The 18,487-nt window shown below is 69.6% G+C and carries 24 protein-coding genes; 9 read left to right on the top strand and 15 right to left on the bottom strand.

All coding sequences use genetic code 11. From position 1 onward, the window contains the following. Window positions 1–16: 16 nt before the first annotated feature. The 4 genes from ACFY2Q_RS25955 to ACFY2Q_RS25940 all read right to left on the bottom strand — a co-directional run bounded on the left by ACFY2Q_RS25955 (window position 17) and on the right by ACFY2Q_RS25940 (window position 4,553). Entirely contained in the window at window positions 17–1,063 is a 1,047-nt protein-coding gene (locus ACFY2Q_RS25955; protein WP_387134468.1) for a LacI family DNA-binding transcriptional regulator, read from the bottom strand. A gap of 66 nt (window positions 1,064–1,129) precedes the next feature. Beyond that, window positions 1,130–2,095: a carbohydrate ABC transporter permease gene (locus ACFY2Q_RS25950; protein ID WP_387134466.1), complete on the bottom strand. Its 966-nt coding sequence runs from the start codon at window positions 2,093–2,095 to the stop codon at window positions 1,130–1,132. 1 nt (window position 2,096) lies between these two features. Further along, window positions 2,097–3,143: a carbohydrate ABC transporter permease gene (locus ACFY2Q_RS25945; protein WP_387134463.1), complete on the bottom strand. Its 1,047-nt coding sequence runs from the start codon at window positions 3,141–3,143 to the stop codon at window positions 2,097–2,099. Window positions 3,144–3,209: 66 nt separating this feature from the next. After that, on the bottom strand, window positions 3,210–4,553 hold the full coding sequence (locus tag ACFY2Q_RS25940; protein ID WP_387134460.1) for an ABC transporter substrate-binding protein: 1,344 nt from the start codon (window positions 4,551–4,553) through the stop codon (window positions 3,210–3,212). A gap of 250 nt (window positions 4,554–4,803) precedes the next feature. On the opposite strand from ACFY2Q_RS25940, the gene ACFY2Q_RS25935 reads away from it, so the two are divergent. After that, window positions 4,804–5,577 carry a peptidoglycan DD-metalloendopeptidase family protein gene (locus tag ACFY2Q_RS25935; protein ID WP_387134457.1) on the top strand — a complete coding sequence of 258 codons (774 nt, stop codon included), beginning with the start codon at window positions 4,804–4,806 and terminating at the stop codon, window positions 5,575–5,577. A gap of 53 nt (window positions 5,578–5,630) precedes the next feature. Here ACFY2Q_RS25935 and ACFY2Q_RS25930 read toward each other — a convergent pair whose 3' ends face one another. From ACFY2Q_RS25930 to ACFY2Q_RS25910, 5 genes are all read right to left on the bottom strand, one after another. After that, the gene (locus tag ACFY2Q_RS25930) at window positions 5,631–6,128 is read right to left on the bottom strand and encodes a TspO/MBR family protein (RefSeq protein WP_387134455.1); all 498 of its coding nucleotides are present in this window, start codon (window positions 6,126–6,128) and stop codon (window positions 5,631–5,633) included. A gap of 154 nt (window positions 6,129–6,282) precedes the next feature. Beyond that, complete coding sequence (locus ACFY2Q_RS25925; RefSeq protein ID WP_007464364.1) at window positions 6,283–6,426, bottom strand: GPGG-motif small membrane protein; 144 nt, start codon at window positions 6,424–6,426, stop codon at window positions 6,283–6,285. Continuing rightward, window positions 6,417–7,193: a metallophosphoesterase gene (locus tag ACFY2Q_RS25920; protein ID WP_387134452.1), complete on the bottom strand. Its 777-nt coding sequence runs from the start codon at window positions 7,191–7,193 to the stop codon at window positions 6,417–6,419. Before ACFY2Q_RS25920 ends, ACFY2Q_RS25925 begins: the two co-directional genes overlap by 10 nt. A gap of 10 nt (window positions 7,194–7,203) precedes the next feature. Continuing rightward, window positions 7,204–7,479, bottom strand: a complete 276-nt coding sequence (locus ACFY2Q_RS25915; RefSeq protein ID WP_387134450.1) for a hypothetical protein — start codon at window positions 7,477–7,479, stop codon at window positions 7,204–7,206. Further along, window positions 7,476–8,123 carry a nucleotidyltransferase gene (locus tag ACFY2Q_RS25910; protein ID WP_387134448.1) on the bottom strand — a complete coding sequence of 216 codons (648 nt, stop codon included), beginning with the start codon at window positions 8,121–8,123 and terminating at the stop codon, window positions 7,476–7,478. Before ACFY2Q_RS25910 ends, ACFY2Q_RS25915 begins: the two co-directional genes overlap by 4 nt. A 119-nt stretch (window positions 8,124–8,242) precedes the next feature. Between ACFY2Q_RS25910 and ACFY2Q_RS25905 the strand changes: the two genes are divergently transcribed. Then, a complete protein-coding gene (locus ACFY2Q_RS25905) occupies window positions 8,243–9,070 on the top strand; it encodes a dTMP kinase (protein ID WP_387134578.1) in 828 nt (275 codons plus the stop codon). Here ACFY2Q_RS25905 and ACFY2Q_RS25900 read toward each other — a convergent pair. Then, on the bottom strand, window positions 9,055–9,747 hold the full coding sequence (locus ACFY2Q_RS25900) for an SDR family NAD(P)-dependent oxidoreductase (RefSeq protein WP_387134445.1): 693 nt from the start codon (window positions 9,745–9,747) through the stop codon (window positions 9,055–9,057). The two genes, ACFY2Q_RS25905 and ACFY2Q_RS25900, sit on opposite strands and share 16 nt — an antisense overlap. Before the next feature lie 253 nt (window positions 9,748–10,000). Between ACFY2Q_RS25900 and ACFY2Q_RS25895 the strand changes: the two genes are divergently transcribed. The 3 genes from ACFY2Q_RS25895 (at window position 10,001) to ACFY2Q_RS25885 (ending at window position 13,268) form a co-directional block, all read left to right on the top strand. Next, on the top strand, window positions 10,001–10,915 hold the full coding sequence (locus ACFY2Q_RS25895; RefSeq protein ID WP_387134443.1) for a MurR/RpiR family transcriptional regulator: 915 nt from the start codon (window positions 10,001–10,003) through the stop codon (window positions 10,913–10,915). After that, on the top strand, window positions 10,912–11,868 hold the full coding sequence (gene murQ / locus ACFY2Q_RS25890) for an N-acetylmuramic acid 6-phosphate etherase (protein ID WP_387134441.1): 957 nt from the start codon (window positions 10,912–10,914) through the stop codon (window positions 11,866–11,868). Before ACFY2Q_RS25895 ends, murQ begins: the two co-directional genes overlap by 4 nt. Window positions 11,869–12,278: 410 nt before the next feature. After that, entirely contained in the window at window positions 12,279–13,268 is a 990-nt protein-coding gene (locus ACFY2Q_RS25885) for an RNA polymerase sigma factor RpoD/SigA (protein WP_387134576.1), read from the top strand. A gap of 72 nt (window positions 13,269–13,340) precedes the next feature. Here the strand turns inward: ACFY2Q_RS25885 and ACFY2Q_RS25880 are convergent, their stop codons facing one another. Beyond that, complete coding sequence (locus ACFY2Q_RS25880; protein ID WP_387134439.1) at window positions 13,341–14,318, bottom strand: NlpC/P60 family protein; 978 nt, start codon at window positions 14,316–14,318, stop codon at window positions 13,341–13,343. Window positions 14,319–14,856: 538 nt separating this feature from the next. Between ACFY2Q_RS25880 and ACFY2Q_RS25875 the strand changes: the two genes are divergently transcribed. Next, window positions 14,857–15,339, top strand: coding sequence for a DUF6232 family protein (locus ACFY2Q_RS25875; protein ID WP_387134436.1), 483 nt, complete (start codon window positions 14,857–14,859; stop codon window positions 15,337–15,339). A gap of 9 nt (window positions 15,340–15,348) precedes the next feature. Here ACFY2Q_RS25875 and ACFY2Q_RS25870 read toward each other — a convergent pair whose 3' ends face one another. Together ACFY2Q_RS25870 and ACFY2Q_RS25865 are read right to left on the bottom strand one after the other, a co-directional pair. Beyond that, on the bottom strand, window positions 15,349–15,675 hold the full coding sequence (locus tag ACFY2Q_RS25870; protein WP_387134434.1) for a DUF3817 domain-containing protein: 327 nt from the start codon (window positions 15,673–15,675) through the stop codon (window positions 15,349–15,351). A gap of 26 nt (window positions 15,676–15,701) precedes the next feature. After that, window positions 15,702–16,133 carry a hypothetical protein gene (locus ACFY2Q_RS25865; RefSeq protein WP_387134431.1) on the bottom strand — a complete coding sequence of 144 codons (432 nt, stop codon included), beginning with the start codon at window positions 16,131–16,133 and terminating at the stop codon, window positions 15,702–15,704. A gap of 130 nt (window positions 16,134–16,263) precedes the next feature. Between ACFY2Q_RS25865 and ACFY2Q_RS25860 the strand changes: the two genes are divergently transcribed. Genes ACFY2Q_RS25860 through ACFY2Q_RS25850 form a run of 3 tightly spaced genes read left to right on the top strand, consistent with a single transcriptional unit; the run spans window position 16,264 to window position 17,528 of the window. Further along, complete coding sequence (locus ACFY2Q_RS25860) at window positions 16,264–16,602, top strand: DUF6158 family protein (protein WP_387134429.1); 339 nt, start codon at window positions 16,264–16,266, stop codon at window positions 16,600–16,602. Then, complete coding sequence (locus ACFY2Q_RS25855) at window positions 16,602–16,931, top strand: hypothetical protein (RefSeq protein WP_387134426.1); 330 nt, start codon at window positions 16,602–16,604, stop codon at window positions 16,929–16,931. Before ACFY2Q_RS25860 ends, ACFY2Q_RS25855 begins: the two co-directional genes overlap by 1 nt. A 57-nt stretch (window positions 16,932–16,988) precedes the next feature. Continuing rightward, a complete protein-coding gene (locus ACFY2Q_RS25850) occupies window positions 16,989–17,528 on the top strand; it encodes a DUF1360 domain-containing protein (RefSeq protein ID WP_387134424.1) in 540 nt (179 codons plus the stop codon). A gap of 58 nt (window positions 17,529–17,586) precedes the next feature. Here the strand turns inward: ACFY2Q_RS25850 and ACFY2Q_RS25845 are convergent, their stop codons facing one another. Then, window positions 17,587–17,781: a hypothetical protein gene (locus tag ACFY2Q_RS25845; protein WP_387134421.1), complete on the bottom strand. Its 195-nt coding sequence runs from the start codon at window positions 17,779–17,781 to the stop codon at window positions 17,587–17,589. A gap of 23 nt (window positions 17,782–17,804) precedes the next feature. Next, window positions 17,805–18,029: a hypothetical protein gene (locus ACFY2Q_RS25840; protein ID WP_387134419.1), complete on the bottom strand. Its 225-nt coding sequence runs from the start codon at window positions 18,027–18,029 to the stop codon at window positions 17,805–17,807. Between the last annotated feature and the right edge of the window lie 458 nt (window positions 18,030–18,487).

Genomic DNA, 18,487 nt, shown 5'->3' with positions numbered 1-18,487 from the left:
GCGGACTGTTGAGGTTTCAGTGTGCCCGGGGTGGTGCGGTTGACTCACGGACCACCAGCCGAGTGGGCAGGATCACCGGCGTGTCGGGGGCGGCGACCCCTTGGCCGACGATCGGGTCAAGATTGCCAGCCCCGAGCGGGTCCAGCAGCATGCGGGCGGCGAGCCGGCCCTGCTCCGCGGCGGGCTGGGCGATGGTGCTGAGCCCCAGCAGACCGGCGAGGTCGTGGTCGTCGATGCCGATAACGCTCACATCCTGGGGTACGCGCAGCCCGGCGTCGCGCAGCGCGGTCATCGCGCCCATCGCCATCTCGTCGCAGGCCGCGACGATGGCGGTCGGAGGTTCACCGCGGGTCAGCAGTTCGGCGGCGGCCCGGTTGCCACCGTCGATGGTGAACGACGACTCGACGTCCAGGCTCGGGTCGGGTCGAAGGCCGGCGGCTCGTAGCTCGGCCTGGTAGCCCCGGCGCCGGTCGATGTGGGTGGTGAACGCCAACTCGTCCTCGGGGTCGCCGGAGATGTGGGCGATCCGGCGGTGTCCGAGGTCGAGCAGGTGGCGGGTCGCCGTCCGGGCTGCGGCGACGTCGTCGATGCGTACGCACGGCCAGTTGGGAACCCTGCTGCCGGAGCTGATGGTCACCCCCGGCAGGTCCAGGGTGGCAAGCGCGGTCAGGTCGGCAGGTCGCAGTGGCGTGGCGACAAGCATCATGGCGTCGACTCGCTTGTGCAGGTTCGCGGTACGCAGCACCCGTTGGCGGATCTGCTCCCGGCCGCCGAGGTTGTAGAGCAGGAGGTCGTAGCCGGACTGGTGGAGGTGCTCCTCGACCGCCTCGACGACTGTGCTGAAGAACCAGCGGGTGATCCGGGGGACGACGACCGCGACGGTGCCGGTGCGGCCTCCGGCCAGCCGGGACGCGCTCGGCGAGACCGCGTAGTCGAGTTGCTCGGCGGCGGCGAGTACGCGCCGTCGGGTGGCGGCCGAGACTGTCGGCAGCCCGCGTAGGGCCCGTGAGACGGTGGCCGTGGAGACCCCGGCCAACCGGGCGACATCATCAATCTTCGTCACGGTTCCCTCGCTTCGTGCCCGGCGCCCGCCGCCGCCCGAGGGGCCAGGCGGCGGCGGGCAAGCGGGTCAGCCCTTGACGCTGCCGGCGAGCAGACCTCGCACGAAGAAGCGCTGCAGGGACAGGAACACGACGAGCGGAACGATGATCGACACGAACGCGCCGGCGGTCAGCCGTTGCCACTCGTTGCCGCGGGTGCCGGCCATCTCGGCCAGCCGAACCGTGAGCGGGGCCGTCTCGTTGCCGCCACCGGCGAAGATCAGCGCGACCAGCAGGTCGTTCCAGACCCAGAGGAACTGGAAGATGCCGAACGCGGCGAGCGCCGGCGTGATCAGCGGCAGCACGATGGTGCGGAAGATCTTCGGGTGGGTGGCCCCGTCGACCCGGGCCGCCTCCATGAGGTCTCCCGGCAGTTGCGAGATGAAGTTGTGCAGCAGGAAGACGGCGAACGGAAGCGCGAAGCAGGTGTGCGCGAACCACACCTGGGCGAACTTCTGCTCGTCGACCAGGTCCCAGGCCGGCATCAGGGTGACACCGCCGAGGGAGACGCCTGTGGAGAAGAACTTCAGCAGCGGCACCAGGGCCATCTGTAGCGGGACGATCTGCAACGCGAAGATCGCGATGTAGAGCCAGTCCCGGCCTCGGAAGTTCATCCAGGCCAGCGCGTACGCGGCAAGGGCCGCGAAGGCGAGCGGGAAGAGCACCGACGGGATGGTGATCGCCAGCGAGTTGATGAAGTAGCTGGCGAGCTGCCCGGATGACGACGATCGCCCGAACAGGACCTGCTGGTAGTTCTCAAGCGTGAACTGCGGGTTGGTGAAGGCCGTCCACCAGCCGGTGGTCTTGATCTCGTCCTCCGGTCGGAGGGACGAGATGAACAGGCCGAAGGTCGGGATGGTCCAGACCACCGCGATGACGATCGAGACGAGCGTCGCGGTGCGGCTGTTCAGCCGGCGGCGGACTCGCCCGGCGGTGGTCTTCGGTGCGTCGGTCTTCTGTGTGCCGGCGGCAACGGTCGGCGTTGCGGTGGTCATCTCAGCCCTCCCGCTGCTGACGGAGGTTGCGGATCTGGTAGATCACGACCGGGATGACCAGGATGAAGAGGAAGACCGCGAGCGCGGAGCCCTGCCCGTTCTGGCCGTACCGGAACGCCTGGTTGTACATCTCGCTGGCGATCACGCTGGTGTCGTAGTTGCCGTTTGTCGAGGTCCGGACGATGTCGAAGACCTTGAGCGTGGCGATCGTGAGGGTCACCGCCACGACGATCAGCGCCGGCCGGATGCTCGGTATGGTGATCTGCCAGAACATCTGCCAGGGGCTGACGCCGTCGAGCCGGGCGGCTTCCACGATGTCACCGGGGATGGATTTGATCGCGGCGGAGAGCACCACCATGGCGAAACCGGCCTGGATCCAGACCATGATGACGATCAACAGCAGCGTGTTCAGCGGTGATTCGAGCAGCCATTGCTTCGGCTCGCCGCCGAGACTGACCACGATCTGGTTGAGCAGACCGATCTGGTCGCCTTCGCCGCGGTAGGCGTAGACGAACTTCCAGATGATGCTGGCGCCGACGAACGAGATCGCCATCGGCAGGAAGATCAGCGACTTGGCCACGGCCTCGAACCGGGCCTTGTCCACCAGTACGGCGTAGATCAGGCCGAACCCGGTCGCCACCAGCGGGACCAGGACCACCCAGACCAGGGTGTTGATCAGGACCCGGACGATCGAGCTGTCGGAGAACATCCAGCCGTAGTTGCGCAGCCCGACCCAGTCGTTGCTGCCTGCGTCCATGAAGGACAGCAGTGTGGTGCGGATGGCCGGAACGACCAGTCCGACCGTGAGCAGCAGCAGCGTCGGCAGCAGGAAGAAGAGCGCGAAGAGTCCCTCCCCCCGCTTGGGCCGGCGGGGGAGCGGGGTGCCGCTGACGGACGCGGCGACCAGCTGTGCCTCACGCCGCCGAGCGAACCAGGCCGGCACCACGTCGAGAAGCAGGAGCAGACTGCCCACCACCGCGACGAAAGCGATCAGCCCGTACATCAGCATGAGGAACTTCGGCTGCTCCTCCGCGAAGTCGAACTCCATCGACCCTCCCAGGTCTGGATCCGCCGGTGGGCCGGCCCATGGGTACGGACCGGCCCACCGCTCAGATCACTTCCAGCTGCTCTCGATGCCCTGGAGCACCGAAGCGGTGTCCTTGCCGTTGATCCACTCGACCATGCCCTTCCAGAACGTCCCCGCGCCAACCGCGGCCGGCATCAGGTCCGACCCGTCGAAGCGGAAGACGCCGGTCTTGTCCTGCAGGATCTGGACGGAGAGCTTGTCGATGGGGCTGGCCACGTTGGCGATGTCCAGCTTGTTGTTCGCCGTGACCCAGTTGCCGAGCTTCGCGCGGCTGTTGACGTACTCACCGGAGGCGAGGTAGGTCTGCACCGCCTGCACCTCGGGGCGGTCGGTGAAGCCGACGACGAACTCGCCCGCGCCGAGCACCGGCTTGCCCTTCGCCGCGTCGATCGCCGGGAAGTAGAACGCGAACGCGTCACCGTCCTCGGCCACCTTGGTGCCCTCGGGGAACTGGTTGGCGTAGAACGACGCCTGCCGGTGCATGGCGCACTTGCCGGTGGTGACCGGCAGGCCGGCCTCACCGAAGGCGGTGGTGCCGATGCTCTTCACACCGCCGAAGCCGCCGTTCATGTACTTCTCGTTCTTGAGGATGGTGCCGGCCCGGTTGACCGCGTCGATGATCCGCGGGTCGTTGAACGGGATGGCATGGGTGGTCCACTGGTCGTAGACCTCGGGGCCCTGCGTACGCAGGATCACGTCCTCGATCCAGTCGGTGGCCGGCCAGCCGGTGGCGTCACCGGACTCGATGCCGGCGCACCACGGCTTGGTGCCGGTTGCCGCGATCGTGTCGCTGAGCTTGATCATGTCGTCCCAGCTGGTGGGGACCGTCCAGCCCTTCTCCTTGAAGAGCTTCGGCGAGTACCAGACGAAGGACTTCACGTTGGCGCCGAGCGGCACGCCGTAGAGGGTGCCGTTGACGGTGCCGTACTTCAGCCAGTCGGCCGGCATGTTCTGCTCGGCCATCGCCTTGGTGTCGGCGCCGAGCGACTTCAGCTTGTTGGCGTCGGCGAACCGCTTGACCAGGCCCGGCTGGGGCACGAAGGCCAGGTCGGGCGCGTTGCCGCCGTCGACCCGGACCGGGAGTTGCGCCTCGAACTCGGCGTTGCCCTCGTAGTCGATCTCGATGCCGGTGCAGTCCTCGAACGTCTTCCAGGAGTTCCTCAGCAGGTCGGCCTCGGCGTCACGGATGGACGCGTAGATGGAGACCTTCTTGCCGTCGTTGCCCTGGTACTTCTCGTATGCGGCACACTCCGCGGAGCCTGCCTTGTCGCTCTTCTTGTCGTCACCGGTGCCGCAGGCGGTGGCGCTGAGCGCCAGCCCGAGCACACCGGCGATCACGAAGGCCTGGCGTGGTCTGGTAAAGACCGCCATGCCGTCCTCCTTCCTAGCCGGCGCGGTCGTGCTGATGACCCTCGCCGGTCCGATTGGGCGTGCACACATGTAAGCGCTTGCATCCGGCTGGGTCCACCCCCCGTCAGACACGAGCGAGTAACAATCCCGAAATCTGGAACCCCCAGCTGGGCGCGCTCCCAGGCGGCCCAACTTTCGCTCTTTCGAAGATTGGCGATATCTGTCAGTCTGATTCCACTGCATCGAAGGTTTTCGACATAGGAGGTGCTGTATGCGCAAACGGTGGATCAGCCTGCTGGCGACCGGTCTGCTCGTCGCGGGATTCCTCACGCCGGCCAGTCCGGCGATGGCCGCGCCGACCTTCAGGGTTCCCTTCCCGTGCGGCCAGTCCTGGTCCGGGCAGACCCGATCGGACCACAGCCCGGCGTACGCCGTGGACTTCAACCGCACCGACGACCTCGGTGACCCGGTGGTCGCCAGCGCCCCCGGCACCGTCGACCGGGTGACAAACCTCGGCAACACCAGCTACGGCAAGTACGTCCGGATCAATCACGGCGGCGGCTACAGCACCTACTACGCCCACCTCAACGGCTTCAACGTCTCGGTCGGGCAGACGGTCGGCTACGGCAAGGTCATCGGCTGGGTCGGCAGCACCGGCGGATCCACGGGCCCGCACCTGCACTACGAGCAGCGCCTCAACGGCAGCGACATCCAGGTCCGGTTCAACGGCAGCCTGGCGCTCTACTGGGGCACCAAGTCCTACAGCAGTGGCAACGGTTGCAGTTCGGGCGCCGGCTCGGGCACTGTCGACACCAGCGGCACCCCGCTGACCGTCCGCTCCGGCCCCGGCACGGGGTACGCCTCGGTGGGCACCGTCGCCGACGGCGCCAAGGTGACAATCGCCTGCCAGACAAGCGGCACCAGCGTCACCGGCACCTACGGCACCAGCACGATCTGGGACCGCATCGGCAGCGGCCGGTTCATCGCCGACGCGTACGTCTACACCGGCTACGACGGCTACATCCCGAACGTGCCCCGCTGCTGACTGCGGCGGTCAGGGTCTCCGGCTGGCACCGCCGGCCGGGGATTCTGCGCGGGTCAGGAGTTCAGCTGCCAGATCGACAGGTTCAGCGCGGCGGCGAAGCTGACCCACGCCCAGTACGGCAGCAGCAGCGCCGCCGCGACCCGGGACACCCGGGCGAAGAGCACCACGGTAAGCCCGATCGCCAGCCACATCACCACGATCTCGGCGAACGCCAGCCCGTACTTCCCCGCGCCGAAGAAGAGCGGGGTCCAGATCGCGTTGAGCACCAGTTGGGCGGTCCACGCCCAGAGCGCGGGGGAGAAGCCGACCCGCCGCCACACCAGCCAGCCGGCCACCGCGATCAACGCGTAGAGCGCCGACCAGACCGGGCCGAACAGCCAGGAGGGCGGTGCCCAGGTGGGCTGTTGCAGGCTCGCGTACTCGTCGGTGGTGCCCTGCACACCCAGCCCGCCGATCGCGGCCGCGACGAAGACCGCCACCACGAAGCCGGCCAGGGCCAACCAGGATCGCCGGCCGGAGGCGGTTCGGGTCTGCCGAGTTGTCTCCATCATCGAGATATTGCCGATCCGCCTGCGGCTCAAACCGGATCGGGCCCGGCGACGGGACATGACAGCGCCGGGGCCGCTGCGGCCGATGCTCCTGTCGGGAGGACAGAGCTCCGGTCGCGGCGACCCCGGCGGGTCCCGGTCTTACGAGGTGCGGACGTCAATTGAAGATGCTGACACCACCAGGGCCGACCAACAGCCCGACAACGATGAGGACGATGCCCCACAGGATCTGCCGGCGGAACAGCGCGAGGATGCCGGCGACCACGAGTACGACTGCGAGAATCCAAAGAATCAGCTCCATGACCTCTGACTACCCGACCCGCCGATTCTGGAAACCTGGTCGGTGTCGAGTTGATCGCCGACATGAAACACGCTGTATGCCTGCTTGATCACCGGGTGCGCCACGTTGCGGACGCGCACCCCGCCGGGGGTGGTTCCGCGCTCGGTGCCCGCGTGCGCGTGGCCGTGTACGGCAAGCGCTGTGGGTGCCGAGTCGATGGCCTGCCCCAGCTGGTACGAGCCGAGGAACGGGTAGATCTCCAGCGGCTCGCCGACCAGGGTGTCCGGCACCGGGGCGTAGTGGGTCAGCGCGACGAGCATGTCGCAGTCCAGTGAGCGCAGGGCAGTGCCGAGGCTCTCCGCGCTCTCGTTCGTGGTCCGGACGAACGCCTTCATCTCCGGCTCGCCGAAGTCGCTCGCGCAGCGCCCCGCGAACCCACCGCCGAAGCCCTTGACGCCGGCGATGCCGAGCCGTCCGCCCGCGCAGTCCAGCACCACACCGTTGCCCTCCAGCACCGTGATGCCCGCGTCTTCGAGCACCTTGACCACCTGTGGCACCTCGTCGCACTGGTGGTCGTGGTTGCCCAGCACCGTCACCACCGGCACTGCGAGGCCACCGAACTCCTGCGCCACGCAGCGCGCCTCGGCCTCGGTGCCGTGCCGGGTCAGGTCTCCGGCCAGCAGTAGCACGTCGGCGCAGTCCGGCAGCTCCTCCAACGCCGGGCGGAACCGGCCGACGACGTCCTCGTCCAGATGCACGTCACCCACGGCGGCTATCCGGATCACCATCGAACCTCCCTCAGGGCAGTTGCTCGATCTCCGTGGGCGCCTGGGCGCGGATCACCCCGATGTCGCTGGTGATCGGCACGTCCGGGAAGCGCTCGGCCACGCGGCGCAGGATCTCGTCGCGCCGGTGTGGGCTCTCCACCTCGCCGTTGAGCACGAGGGTGCTTTCCCGCCGGACCACTGTGATCCCCTGTTCGGCGACCGCGGGATCCTCGGTGAGCAACCGTTGGATCTCCGCCTCGACGTACTCGTCGGGTGGCCCGGTGCCGATGTCGCGGTGGTCGGTCACGGTGTCCCCTCTCCTGCCTGGGTGCCGCTGTCCGGCACGACCTCCAGCCGGTCCAGCAACACCAGGAACGCCTCGGCGTACGGCGAGTGCTGCGTCTCCTTGCGTACCCGTTCCCAGTCGATCTGCTCCCGCAGCGACCGGGCCAATGGCAGGCCGCGGGCGAAGTCGCAGTAGTGCTGGGAGAAGCTCAGCAACTTGTGCACCATCAGTTGGGTGGCCGACAGCACAGGCATTTGGATGGCGTCCACCGGCCGCACCACCGTGTCGGCGAATGTCTCCTCCGTCACCGGCGTCTCGATCGGCCGGTGGATCAGATCCACCATTCGCCCGTCGTCGAAGACCTTCACCAGCCAGTCCTCCGGCGGGTACTCGGCGCGGAAGCCGGCGGCCACCAGGGCCTCCAGCGACCGCTCGACGTCGGCCTCGCGGATCAGGAAGTCGACGTCGTGATCGCTGGAGTGGCCGCCGTGGGCGTAGACGGCGAAGCTGCCGCCCAGGGCGAACGGGATCTCGGACTGCTTGAGCACGGCGGCGACCTTTTTGAGGGTGTGCACCAGACTCTCGTCCCCGCGCTCAGCCATCTGGTTCTCCCGTCGGTCGTGTTGGTGGACAGGCGGTTGGATTCGAACTCCCGTACCCGGCATTCCGGTTGCCCACACCTGGCGGGGTAGCGGTCGGGCGTCAACGGGGACGAAGCACGACAAACATCGCAGGACCTGAGCGTGGGTCGGATAACCTGTCAAGGGTGGCCAGATCACGGGGGATGCGACGCGGCAAGACCCGATTACGCACGATCGCCCTGATCGGCATCGACGGTTCGGGCAAGACCACTCAGGCGCACCGGCTGGCCGACGCGCTCACCGCCGCCGGCCGCCCCGCCACGTACCGCCGCAACGCCAGTGGGCGTCGCTGGCTCGGCCGGGTCGCGCAGCGGTTCGGCCGGCCGGACGCTCAGCGGCTGGTCGGGCGCGACGGCATGTTGGCGGTGGAGTCCGTGCTGCGCTGGTTCGCCATCGCGCTGGCCCTGCTCAGTTGCCTGCTCACCGGCCGGACGGCGGTGATGGACCGCTACTCGGCCTGCCAGTACGCGAGCATCCGGGCGCACGGAGGGCAACGCTGGGAGCGGCTGGCCCGGGCCGGCTACCGGCTGTTCCCGACACCGCAGGTGACGTTCCTGCTCGCCGTCGACCCGGAAGAGGCGTACCGACGCATTGAGCGGCGGGGCACCGACCACGAGACGATGGGGTGGCTGACGGCGGCGGACACCGCGTACCGGGCACTGCCCGAGTATCCGACATTCGTGCTTGTGGACGCTGGTCGCTCAACCGACGAGGTGACCGAGCAGATCCGGGCGCACCTGGCAGCCTGGCTGCCGTCGGACGTCAGCCCTGACCCCCGCCAGCCCTCGCTCGGCGCCCCACAGTTGTCGGACGGGCTGCGACCGGAGGCGCCACCGCCGCCCGTCGTGCCGGCGGCGGACGGTGCGTCAGTTGTCGCGTCGAGGTCGCCGGCCGCGCTGCCGACCGTGCCGGCGGGGGAGCGGTCGGGGCGCGCCGGTGCCGGCCCGCTTGTGGCTCAGGCGCGTCCGTAGACCGGAACGGAGGCGCCGCTTGTCGGCGCGGAATCGGCCGACGCGAGAAAGTGGACCACCGACGCGATCTCGACCGGGGAGACCCAGCGCGAGTGGTCGGCGTCGGGCTGGTCGGCCCGGTTCGCCGGGGTGTCGATGATGCTTGGCAGCACGGTGTTGCAGCGCACGTTCCGGGACCGGTACTCCACCGCGACCGCGTTGGCGAAGGCGAGCACAGCCGCCTTCGCGGTGACGTAGCCGGCCGCGCCGGGGAACGGCGCGACCGCCGCGCGGGCCGACACGCAGACCACCGCGCCGCCGCCGGCGGCCACGAGGTGCGGCAGCGCGGCCTGGGTGACCAGGTAGGTGGGCCGCAGGTTGACGGTGAGCATCCGCTCGAACTCGTCGACAGGTGTCTCGTGCACCAGCCCGCCGCTGGCGTACCCACCGACCAGGTTGACCACCGCCCGCAGCGGCGCCGCCGGGTCGTCGGTCGCCGCCTCGACGGCGTGGGCCGCGCCGACCGGATCGCCCAGGTCCGCGATCAGCCGGACCAGGTCGGCCGGCGCCGGCTCCGACCTGGGCCGACTCTTCCTCTCGGGTACGACCACACGCCAGCCTGCCGCCAGGAAGGTGCTGGTGACCGCACCGCCCAGCCCGCCCGAACCTCCGGTGACCAGCACACTGCGTTCCGCCATGCGGCCCACGCTAGTGCCTTGGGAGGCCGCGGCCCTGCCCGGCCTGTGGGGTGGAGTGGGCTGTACGGTCCGGCCGGACACGGTTCGCCGCGCCTGCGGCACCGTACGGCGAGGTGACCGGACCCGCCGGGGGAGGCGATGCCGTCTGGACGGTGGCACGCTTGGCCGGACGGGAGTCGCCCGTTCGTCGGTACTTTGCCCAACACGTGGAGTCATGGTTGACGCTCACGCTTGGTGAAAGTAAGTTTCATCCGTGGCGAAGAGTCCGAAGATTTCTGCGAATCACGAGCCCGGTGGGCTGATCGTCCACATCAGCGGGCTGCTTCCCTCGCTGTCGCCGGCCGAGCAGCGGGTCGCCCGCCTGGTCGTCTCCGACCCGGCCGCCGCCGCGCGTCGGACGATCACCGACCTCGCCACCGCAGCCGAGACGTCCGAGGCGACAGTCATCCGGTTCTGCCGGTCGGTAGGCATGGACGGCTACCCGCAGCTGCGCATCCGGCTCGCCGCCGAGGCCGCCCGCCGGATCGAGCCGCCGGACGCCCGGGTGGTCGGCGGTGACATCCCGCCCGGCGCCGACCTCGCGCAGATCATCGCCACGATCGCGTTCAACGACGCACGCGCGGTCGAGGAGACCGCCGAGCAACTCGACCCGGCCGTCTGCGAGCAGGTGGTCGAGGCGATCGCCGGCGCCGGACGGATCGACATCTACGGCGCGGGCGCAAGCGGTTTCGTCGCCTCCGACTTTCAGCAGAAGCTGCACCGCATCGGCCGGATCGCCTTCTACTTCCCGGACGTGCACACCGCGTTGACGTCTGCCGCCCTGCTCGGCCGGGGTGACGTGGCCATCGGCATCTCGCACACCGGCACCACCTCCGACGTGATCGAGGTGCTGGAGCAGGCCCGGACGCGGGGCGCCAGCACTGTGGCGCTCACCAACTTCCCGCGCTCGCCGATCACCGACGTGGCCGACTTCGTGCTGACCACAGCGGCCCGGGAGACGACCTATCGCTCCGGTGCGACGGCCAGCCGGCTGGCCCAGCTCACAGTTGTCGACTGCCTCTTCGTCGGGGTGGCGGCCCGCAACCGGGCCCGCGCCCGCAAGGCCCTTGAGGCGACCGCCGAGGCGGTCCAGTCACACCGGGTGGGTGCCAACCGGAGGCGGGCATGATGGCCGGTTCGGTGGAGCCGGACGAGGCCATGTCAGCATCGCCCGCACGCCCGACGGTCCGGGTGGGCGCCCCCACCGAGCGCCGTAACCCGCTGAGCGTCGACCTCGACCTGATGTCGACCCGGGACGTGCTCACCGTGATCAACGAGGCCGACCGGCGGGTGCCGGCGGCGGTCGCCGCGGTGCTCGACGAGATCGCCGCCACTGTCGACCTGGCCGTCGCGGCGCTGCGCGGCGGACACCGGGTGCACTACTTTGGGGCCGGCACCTCGGGCCGGCTGGGCGTGCTCGACGCGGCCGAACTGGCGCCCACCTTCAACTCGCCCCGGCACTGGTTCTGCGCCCACCTCGCCGGCGGGCCGGACGCCATGTGGCGGGCCGTGGAGGACGCCGAGGACGACGATAAGGGCGGGGCGGTCGAGGCCGCCGGATGTGTACGCGCCGGTGACCTGGTGGTCGGTCTCGCCGCCAGTGGGCGCACCCCGTACGTCCTCGGGGCGCTCGCCGCGTCCCGCGCCACGGGCGCCTCGACGGTGCTGCTCTGCGCCAATCCGGAGGCGGAGGCGGCCCGGTCCGTCGACGTGTTCATCGGGGTGGACACCGGACCCGAGGTGGTCACCGGGTCGACTCGGATGAAGGCGGGCACGGCGCAGAAGTTGGTGCTCAACACGTTCTCCACAGCCGTCATGGTGCGCCTGGGTCGGGTCTACTCGAACCTCATGATCGACATGGTTGCCACAAACGCGAAGCTTCGCGGACGAATGATCTCGATCCTGGTCGAGGCGACCGGATGCTCCGAGGAGGTCTCTCGGCGGGCACTCAACGAGGCCGACGGCGACCTGAAAACGGCGTTGGTCTCGCTGGTCTCCGGTGCCGAGGTCGCTGCCGCGCGGGCCGCGCTGGCGCGCTCCGCCGACCAGGTTCGCGGCGCCCTCGCCCTGCTCGCCTCCTAGCCCACGGCGCCCACCGCGCGGCGGGAAGCGAACTGGGCTCCGGATTGTTCATCGGGGCGGGGGGTAATAACACCCCCGTGGATGAACCGACAGGTCCGCCGGTGCGTATCTGGCAGTGACCAGGATCGCAGCGCGGCGGTGACCCGGGTCGCTGTGCCCCCGCGGCGGGCGGTGTTGCCATTGGTGCGGGCGTTTCGGCGATTCGTCGACCCGCCAACCCGTTCGAGGTGCCCAGCGGCGAGCTTCCCGGCGGGTGCTGACAGCAAACATGGACCGTGCTCTCAGCAAATACTCAGGCATTCGTGACACTTTCGACTCACGACATGGAATCCCCGAGACGTCTCATCTGTTGTGTAGGTGTCAGCACCGATGGGCACAGCAGAAGTTACCAGGGGCTGACCGACGTGGGACTGGCAAGGAACCGGGCAACCGGCGCGAGCGAGGGGACCGTGGGCAACGTGGACAAGAACATCGGCATGCGCACCGACGAGGTGGCCGAGGAGCGCGACCTGGTCGGCGTCTACCTGCACGAGATCTCCCGGACGCCACTGCTGGACGCCGCCAAGGAGGTCGAACTCTCCAAGGCGATCGAGGCCGGCCTCTACGCCGAGCACCTGCTTGGTGAGGACGCCCTTGCCGCCGGTATCGACCGGACCGACCTGGAGTGGCTTGTCGTCGAGGGCGAGCGCGCGAAGGACCTCTTCATCCGCGCCAACCTGCGGCTCGTCGTGTCGATCGCCCGCCGTTACGTGCGCTCGGGCATGCCCATGCTGGACCTGATCCAGGAGGGCAACACCGGCCTCGTCCGGGCGGTCGAGAAGTTCGACTACGAGCGTGGCTACAAGTTCTCCACCTACGCCACCTGGTGGATCCGCCAGGCCATCAGCCGGGCGATCGCCCAGCAGGAGCGCACCGTCCGACTGCCTGTGCACCTGGTGGAGGACGTCAACCGGATGCGCAACGTGGCCCGACAGCTCACCCGTGAGCTGGGCGCCGACCCGGAGCCGGAGCAGATCGCGGCATCGCTCGGCGTCACCGTCGAGCGTGTCAACGAGCTGCGCCGCTGGTCGCAGGACACTGTCTCGCTGGACACCCCGGTGGGCGACGACGGCGACACGAACCTCGGCGACCTGGTCGCCGACAGTGACGCGCCGTCGCCGGAGGACATCGTCCTCAGCGGCCTGGAGCGGCAGCGCATCGAGGGTCTGCTCAACCACCTCGACGACAGGTCCGCCGGCATCATGCGGGCCCGTTACGGGCTGGAGGACGGCCGCGAGCACTCGCTCACCGAGGTCGCCTCCCGGTTCTCGCTTTCCCGCGAGCGGATCCGCCAGCTGGAGATCCAGGCCCTCGGCCGGCTGCGTGAGCTTGCCCGCGCGGAGGGGCTGCAGGCAGCCTGACCTGGTAGTAATGACGGTGAACGGCCGGCGTCCGATAGGGGGACGCCGGCCGTTCGCCGTTTCCAGTCGTTACTAGCGGACCCGACCGTAGCCCTGAATCGGCATCATGTTCATGCCGCGCTTGAGGACGTTGCGGCCGGCGCTCGGTGCGTCGATCACCTGGCCGCCACCGACGTAGAGGGCGACGTGCCCGAGCCCGCTGTAGAAGACCAGGTCCCCCGGCCGCAGGTCGCCCTTGCCGATGTGGCTGACCGCACTCCACTGCATGCGGGTGTTGTGCGGCAGCGACTTGCCAGCGGCCCGCCAGGCAGCCGAGGTCAGCCCGGAACAGTCGTAGCCGTTCGGACCGTCGGCCGCCCACACGTACGGCTTGCCCAGCGCGCCGAAGGCGTAGCGCACCGCAGTGCCGGCAGCCCCGGAGACGGCCGGCACGTTCTTGGCCTCGGCCGTCGCCGCCTTGGGAGAGGGTCGCTCGGTGGCCGAGCCGTACGCCTGTCGGCGCAGCTCGTAGAGCTTGGACAGGTCGTTCTCGATGCGTTTCTTGCCTGCCGCGAGTTCGCGGGCCTGCGCGGCCTGCCGGGCCAGCGTGGCGTCCAGACGCGACTTCTCGTCGAGTAACCGCTGCTGGTTGGCGGTGAAGCCGGAGATGCGTGCCTGCCGCTGGCGGGTCAACTGGTCGAGCGTGCCGAGCCGGTCCAGCAGCGCCGCCGAACCGCCGGGCCGCAGCAGGGCGTCAGCGGTACGCAGGCCACCGCTCTTGTATGCCGAGTTGGCCAGTTGGGCGACGTCGGCCCGGCTCTGCTCGACCTGCTGCTCCAGCGGGCCGATGCGGGTCTGTAGGCGAGCCACTGTGGCCTTGTTGGCCTTGATCTCCTCGTTGAGTTTGTTGTACGACTCCACGACCCGCTCCAACTCGGTCGAGGAAGCCTCGATCCGGCGGGTCAGGTCGGCCGGGGATGGCTCTGCGTGAGCCACCGCCGTTGGCGCGACCAGCGCGGCCGACATGCCGACCAGCGCCACGGTGCGCAGCAGATATCTCAGGGATGACAAGAGCGAAAGGCCCCTCTCCCACAGTCGTCGACGACGCTGCTGACGCCTCGGCGACACCGGCCGGGGCCATCCGGGTGGACGGCACTGGGCCAGACCGGCCTGCACAACCTAACCCGGGACGGTTGTCGCTCGCAGTTGAAGCAGGGGCGAATGTTGGCCGAGTGACGGGAAGTACCGTTGCGATCGGTGGCGCAATCGTGGCTGTTGACACGGGCGCAAGGCACCGGTAGTCACCTTTGTCGCCAATTGGCCGGTATCCGACTTTCGTCGTTCCGGGCGCATGCCGCCGGATAGCGGGCAGCGATAACCGACAAAACCTGAAATGGATGCTGTTTCACGACCATGTCACCCGGCCGGGTGAGCTGTCGGAAGCCGGTAATCGCCCAGGTGGGCTGGCGCAAGCCGAACACAATTGAGGCCGGAGCCGGGAATCCCGTCGATGGACGACGATGCCGTGATTGACGCAACCCCCGGTGGATCGTTCTTGGGGGGAGGAACCGTGAATCGTGAAGGCGCAACGACGCGACCGCAGCGACCGGTGCCCGGCGCCAGGTCGACCCTGCTGTACGCGCGCCCCGGCATCATCGTCACCGTCGACCGGTTCACCGTCGGCCGCACCAGCTACCACATCGTCGACCTGACCCACCTGCGCACCACCCGAGGCCCGCACGACCGGATCGCCGTCCGGGCCGTCGTGGTCACCGCGTCCATGATCGGCGCGGTCGGTCTGCTGCTCGGCTTCACCGGCGGCCTGCAACGGCTGACCGCCGGGGCGTACCTCATTCTCGGTGCGGTCTTTCTGCTGCCGGCGGCGCTGGCCCTGGTCGGCGACCGCTGGCGGCCCCCACCGCACGAGCTGTGGGGGTGGTACAGGGGAACTGAGGTGCTGCTGTTCAGCGCCGACGACGAGCGGCAGTTCGGCCAGGTCACCCGGGCATTGCTGCGAGCGCGGGAAGTCAACAGGTACGGCGGCTGGGTGGACCCGGTCGCCTCGGCCGACCCGTGGCGGCCCAGTCGCTGACCTGTGCGGTCAGCTGGCGACCGGCTCCGGGGTGCGCTCCGCCGGGCGGTCCAGCCAGCCGGTCACCCGGCGCTCGGCGTAGAACGAGACGAACGGCACCGTGCCGGCGAGCATCACCAGGAGCATCCGCTTCAGCGGCCACTCGGCCCGGCGGCTCAGGTCGAACGCGGCCAGCAGATAGACCATGTAGAGGAAGCCGTGCGCCTGCCCCACGGTCTCCACCACGATCGGGTTGTCGAACCCGTACTTCATCGGCATGCCGATCACGACCAGCAGGATCAGCGCCACGCCCACGATCCAGGCGATCACGCGGTAGCGGGTAAGGGCTGCGCCCACCGTCGTCCGTCCTTCCGAGCCCCGGCTCAGCCGGGATAGTCACCGGGCCGGGCGCCCGGATTGGCGTTCAACCATGACAGGTAGTCGTTGTAGGCGGCCAGGTCGGCGTCGTCGGCGGGCGGGGCCGTCGCCGGCACCCGGGACACCCGGACCGGTCGACGTACACCCGGGCGGGAACCGCTTGTCGACGCCTCAGCGGCATCGGGCGAGGGCTCGGCGGTGTCGGCCGGCGGCTCGGCGGCTGCCTCCGCGCTACGGCGGGCCAGCCGCACCTCCCGCCACCAGACGTAGACCACGAAGCCGGCGAAGACCGGCCACTCGACCGCGTACCCCCAGCTGATGCTGTTGCCGGCGGTGGCCCGGCTGATCTGCCACCAGCCCAGCCCGAGGAAGCTCACGACCAGCACGACCATGGCCACGTGACGTGCGATCCACGCCGGGGTCCAGAGCCACCTCATGCCGTCGAGAGTACCGGGGAACGAGCCAGTCTCCGACACCGTGTCGTAGTTGTCGGGCGGGCCGGATGGTTTGGCGGCACCGGCTTTGGGCATCCGTCTAGACGCCAGCCCAAACGAGACCAGGGGGGCGATGATGACCGGATCGGTACGCGAGGACGGTTCCGTGTCCAGCGGCAGCGCGGACATGAGCCCCGAGCAGCGGGTGCCCGAATGGAGCGGCGACCACCTCGCCGACCCGGGCGGCGCGGTTCTCGACGGCGACGCGTTCGGCGTCGACCCGACGGAGCTGACCGACGAGGATCTGATCCGCGAGATGCACAGCCTGCACCGCACGCGGCTGGACACGCTCCGGCACGCCTCGGACTCCGCGCTCGCCACCCACCTGCGGCGCACGGCCGAACTCGAAACCGAGTACCTGGCCCGCCACCCCGGCCGGGAGGTCGACCCGAGCCGCCTGCGGGACGACTGATGGCGGCGCGTGCCGTACGCGGCATGTCCGCGCCGCCCGAGGTGGTGTTCAACACAGCCACCGACCCGTCGCGGGCTTCGGCGTGGCTGCCCGAGCCGCTGCGCGGCGACGGCAGCCCCGCCGCCGAGATCGACGGCGAGGAACTGCGGGCCCGCTGGGGCGACGCCGACTGGTCCGCGGAGATCCGGGTGTATCCCGCGGACTCCGGTGGCGCTCGGATCCAGCTCGACCTGACCGACGGCTCGGGCGGGTCGGGTCCGGACCAACTGGCCGACGAGGCGTTGACCAACCTCGTCCGCGAGGTCGCCGACAACCTCCAGGCCGGCTGAGAGCGCCCCGACCCCGCACCGCCAACCCCGCACCACCACGACATGCGAGGAGACCGGGTGACCGACACTGGCCTGCGACACAGGGTGGCGCGGCTGCGCCGGGCGTACGCGCCACACGAACACCGCCCGCTCGGCGGATACCTGGTGGCGATGGGCACTTATGCCGGAGTGACAGGGGTGCTCGCCGGCCTCGTCAAGGCGACCGGTCGCGAGGTGCCCGAGCGGCCGGCCCCGGCCGACGTGGTGCTGCTCTCCATCGCCACGCACAAGCTCAGCCGGCTGCTGTCCAAGGACGCGGTGACAAGTCCGCTGCGGGCGCCGTTCACCAGGTATGACCGGCCGATCGGCAGCGGCGAGGTGATGGAGCAGGTCCGCGACTCCGGCAGCTCCACCCGGCACGCCATCGGGGAGCTGCTGAGCTGTCCGTTCTGTCTGGCGGTGTGGGTGGCGACCGGGCTGACCGGGGGCCTGGTGCTCGCTCCCCGGCTGACCCGGCTGGTGGCCACCGCGCTGACCGCGGTCGCCGCCTCCGACTTCCTCCAGATGGCGTACGCGACGGCGCAGCAGGCCGCCGAGGGCGGCCACGACGACGACTGAAGACCTGCAGACGGAAGCGGGGGCCGGCAGATGCCGACCCCCGCTTTCCGTGTGCGCGTCAGCGCTGCATGCCGGACCAGCCGTGCGGCGACTCCGGCTCCCGCTCGTCCTCGTCCGCCCCGGTGATGATGTCCCGGTCCACCGCCGTCTTGTCGTGCTCGTTGGCGAAGTCCGGGTCGGGCGTGGTGTCCCTGCCCTTCGGCGGTTCGCCAAGCGCCGGCACCTTCTCGTCGTGGTCCTCGTGGTGCGTCATGTCGATGTCCCTTCTGCGGTCGCTCACCCGACCGAACCGCCCAGCAGGTCGCTGGCCTCGTCCACCGCGTACTCGCCCTCGGGCAGCGCGTCGATCCGGGCGAGCAGGTCCGGCGGGAGTTCGGCGGCGACCGCCCGACGGTAGATGTCGGCCTGGGTGATCCGCTCCTGACCCCGGTAGAGGTCGTCGAGCAGGTCGTCGAGAGCTCGGGTGTCCGGCTCGCCGGTAACGGATGCGTCGTCGGTCACGCGGATCAGCTACCCGGGGCGGAATCGGTCAAACGTCGCGCCAGCGGCTCGCACCGGGACCCTGTGCCTCTCCTTTGCTCTGCTTCAACCCACGCACCACTTTTGGGGTCCGACCGTTGCGTCGGTTGAAGCAGAGCAAAGGAGGCATTGAGGGGTGCGGGGGTCATGGAGCGGGGCGCGGGGGCGCGCGGAGTGCGGAGTGCGGAGCGCGGGGACGCGGCGCGGGGTGCGGGGACGCGGCGCGGGGGCGCGGCGCTCGCCGGTAGAGACAGCGCCGCCCCCGGCCTCGTGAGCCGGGGGCGGCGCTGGTGTCGGTGTGCAGGTCGCCTCTCGGCGAGTGGCGCGACGCGGCTCCAGCCGAACGGTATTCCGCGAGGGCTATTTAGGTGAGGCCCGGGGACACATGACACACCGACACCTCAGTCAACGGACCGACCCCCATCGGTGTTCCGGCCACG

The sequence above is a fragment of the Micromonospora sp. NPDC000316 genome (genome assembly GCF_042898885.1).
Taxonomy (GTDB): Bacteria; Actinomycetota; Actinomycetes; order Mycobacteriales; family Micromonosporaceae; genus Micromonospora.
The sequence above is the reverse complement of the archived record's forward strand: the minus strand, read 5'-3'. Positions and strand labels throughout refer to the sequence as shown.